Here is a 2,088-nt window from a genome sequence, read left to right as displayed (position 1 = left end):
GGGTCGTGCACACCGCCGACAAGATCCAGCAAATGTGGGTCGTCATCCAAGCCATGGCCGACCTCGCCAAACGCCCAACACCAACCACCAACCCCACCCAGACGACCCACCCCACCGGCAAGCCCAACACCACAGGCACTGACACGCCGACCGCGTACCCCAGCAGCACAACCGCCACGCAAAGCACTGCGCACACCCCCAACACCGCAGGCACCGACACACCGCCCCCGCACCACCGCAGCACAACCGCCACGCAGAACACCGCGAGCACCCCGGGCGCTGCTTGTACCCCGGGCGCTGCTTGTACCCCGGGCGCTGCTTGTACCCCGGGCGCTGCTTGTACCCCGGGCGCTGCTTGTACCCCGGGCGCTGCCAGCACCCCAGGCACTGCCAGCACACCGGGCAACGCCAGCAGCTTGGGCAACGGCGACAGCACGGACAACGCCGCGGGCAACGCGAGCACCTCAGGCACTGCCGGCGCCCCGGGCAACAACGACAGCGCGGACAACACCGCCGTCACCGATCCGCCACGTGATCGCCGCCGCTCCGTGGAGTTCGACGACGCGTTCCCGGGCGCTCGCAACTCCAGCGCCACAACCGACGCGATCTCCGGGGCTCGGAGGACCGACGCCAACACCACGTTCAACGCCACGTCCAACGCCGACGAGGCTGACGCTGCCGGGGCTGACGATGTCACCGGAACCGCCGGGTCCGGACCGGACTTCTCCGGCGGACCGGCCGAGAAGGAGTCAGGTCAGCGGACAAAGGACGAGCGAAACGTCGAGCAACGACGAGCCGACGTAGTAGCCGACATGTTCGAGCAGATGCTGCACAACGGGATGGACTGGCTCGGCCGCCGCCTACCCGACCAACACCGTCGACGACCCCACATCGAGGTCCTCGTCCCCATCACCACCCTCCTCGGCGTGGACGACGACCCCTGCGAACTCACCGGCTACGGACCCATCCCAGCCGAAATGGCCCGCCGCATCGCACGCGACGGCACCTGGCGACGACTCCTCACCGACCCCACCAACGGCACCGTCCTCGACGCATCCACCACCCGCCACGACCCCGGCACGGTCGTCACCGAAACCCTGCTCGCCCGCCACCCCGTCTGCGCCTGGCCCGGCTGCAACCGCACCTCACGCCAATGCGACCGCGACCACGCCACACCATTCAAACAATCCGGCCGGACAAACCTGACCGGGCTAGTGCCCTACTGCGAATACCACCACGTCATCAAAGACACCCCGGCATGGGGCTGGAAAAGCACCACACACCCCGACGGCTCCGTCACCCTCACCGCCCCCACCGGCCACCGCTACACCACCGTCCCACCCGCCCGCGGTCCCATCACTCCACACGCCAGCACGTCCAACTCTGTCAGCCGATCTCCGGATCCCCCGCCACCCTTCTGATCCACACCCGACGTCTCACCTTCAAGCGACCATTCCTTGAAGGTGACGTCGGCATGGAAGGTGACCCGGCGTGGAAGGCGACACCGGCACAGAAGGCGACGCCGACGTGAAAGGTGACCTCGGCGCGGGCGGCGCGGGAGCCGACCCCGGTGCGGAAGGCGACCTCGGCCCGGGACGTGACCGCGGCGCGGGCGGCGCGGGAGCCGACCCCGGTGCGGAAGGCGACCTCGGCCCGGGACGTGACCGCGGCGCGGGCGGCGCGGGAGCCGACCCCGGTGCGGAAGGCGACCTCGGCCCGGGACGTGACCGCGGCGCGGGCGGCGCGGGCGGCGACCCCGGCGCGGGACGTGACCCCGGCGCGGAAGGCGACCTCGGCGCGGGACGTGACCGCGGCGCGGGCGGCGCGGGAGCCGACCCCGGTGCGGAAGGCGACCTCGGCCCGCGAGGCGACCGCGGCGCGGGAGGCGACACCAGCACGGAACGCAACCCCAGCACGGAAGGCGACCCCGGCGCGGTATCAGCCCTTCTGCGCGGTGTGGGAGGTGACCGCGGCGCGGGACGTGACCCCGGCACGGAAGGCGACCCCGGCGCGGTATCAGCCCTTCTGCGCGGTGTGGGAGGTGACCGCGGCGCGGGACGTGACCCCGGCACGGAAGGCGACCCCGGC

General features: G+C 71.6%; 1 protein-coding gene and 1 pseudogene. Both read left to right on the top strand.

What is annotated here, in order from left to right; translation table 11 throughout:
* The first annotated feature begins 416 nt into the window (after positions 1-416).
* Positions 417-1,421, top strand: coding sequence for an HNH endonuclease signature motif containing protein (locus EV647_RS03050; RefSeq protein ID WP_133998079.1), 1,005 nt, complete (start codon positions 417-419; stop codon positions 1,419-1,421).
* A 113-nt stretch (positions 1,422-1,534) separates the two neighbouring features.
* Positions 1,535-2,088 (top strand): annotated as a pseudogene (locus EV647_RS03045) (hypothetical protein); the annotation flags it as partial.

It is taken from the genome of Kribbella sp. VKM Ac-2566, from assembly GCF_004366005.1.
In the GTDB taxonomy this organism is placed as follows: Bacteria; Actinomycetota; Actinomycetes; order Propionibacteriales; family Kribbellaceae; genus Kribbella; species Kribbella pratensis.
Note: the sequence above shows the minus strand (reverse complement) of the source record. Positions and strands in the feature narration are given on the sequence as shown.